Source organism: Gottfriedia acidiceleris, from assembly GCF_036421055.1.
In the GTDB taxonomy this organism is placed as follows: Bacteria; Bacillota; Bacilli; order Bacillales; family Bacillaceae_G; genus Gottfriedia; species Gottfriedia acidiceleris_C.
Map to the genome: position 1 here is coordinate 1 of NZ_JAZGQS010000034.1, position 1,464 is coordinate 1,464.

The 1,464-nt window shown below is 32.8% G+C and carries 1 pseudogene; it reads left to right on the forward strand.

The features are described 5' to 3' along the window. Positions 1–96: 96 nt before the first annotated feature. Positions 97–1,427 (forward strand): annotated as a pseudogene (locus tag RAH41_RS22370) (IS3 family transposase). Positions 1,428–1,464 lie beyond the last annotated feature (37 nt).

The window sequence follows — 1,464 nt, forward strand, 5'->3', positions numbered from 1 at the left end:
ATAAAATGTACCCTATAGAGTAGACACTTAAAAAAAGTGACCTCTATAGGGTACTTTTGTTTATAATTAGAAAAAACGGGATCGGGGAAATTTTAGATGAGCGATAAATTATTTACAGATAAAGAAATTAATCTACTTTCCAAAAACCAACACGTAAAGTCAGTTAGTACAAAAGGGATCACTTACACCCTTGAGTTCAAGCGTATTTTTATTTCGGAAAATAAGAAAGGAAAATTACCGAGACAAATATTTGAAGAGTGTGGATTTGATATAGAAGTGATTGGAATGAAAAGAGTTCAAGCTGCTGGTAGTAGATGGCGTACTGCATATAGAGAGAATGGTGAACTTGGTCTTCGTGACACGAGATCTGATAGCTCAAGAAGACCTTTAAAAAGAGAACTAACTTTGGAGGAAAAGAACGCTCGTTTAGAAGCAGAAATTAATCTACTTAAAGCTGAAAATGAACTATTAAAAAAGATTCGTTTCTTAGAGGGGAGGATGAAGTAGTAGTAATTTCTCCTAGCCAAAAATACACTCTAGTACGTTCTATAATTGAAAAGTTTGAATTAAAAGATATGGTAACTTATCTTTGTAAGATAGCTGGTGTATCAAGAAGTGGTTATTATCATTACTTTTCTAATAAATCACAAGAGCGAAGAAAGCTACAAGATGAAAAGGATGAAATTTTAAAAGAGAATATCTTAAAAGCATATCGTTTTAAACGTTATAAAAAGGGGGCACGCCAAATCAAGACTACATTGGCGGGTCAATTTAAGATTGTCTACAATTTGAAACGTATACGAAGAATCATGAAAAAATACGGTATAGTTTGCCCAATTAGAAAGGCAAATCCCTACAGACGAATGATGAAGGCTACAAAAGAACATAGAGTTGTGCCAAACCGATTGAATCGTCAATTTAAACAAGAAGTACCTGGGAAATCTCTTCTAACAGATATAACCTATCTACACTATGGTAAGGGCAAAAAGGCATATTTATCAACAATCCTAGATAGTTCAACAAATGAAATACTGGCATACCATGTTTCAGACCGAATAACAATGGAGTTAGCTACAGATACTCTTAGAAAGTTAAAAAGGAATCGTAACTTTAAGAAAGTAGAAGGTTCACTTATTCATTCAGATCAAGGAACACATTATACACACCCAGACTTTCAAAAACTAGTAAAAAAACTAGGTTTAATTCAATCAATGTCTAGACGTTGAAACTGTTGGGATAACGCTCCACTAGAATCATTTTTTGGCCATTTTAAAGATGAAGCCTCTATTAAGTCATGTCAAAATTTAGATGAGCTTAATAATGAAATAAAACAGTATATGAACTATTACAATCATTATAGATATCAGTGGAATTTAAAGAAGATGACCCCTGTACAATACAGAAATCATCTCCTTAAAACTGCATAGTCTTTTTTTCAATGTCCTTTACAAAGGGTACATTTTA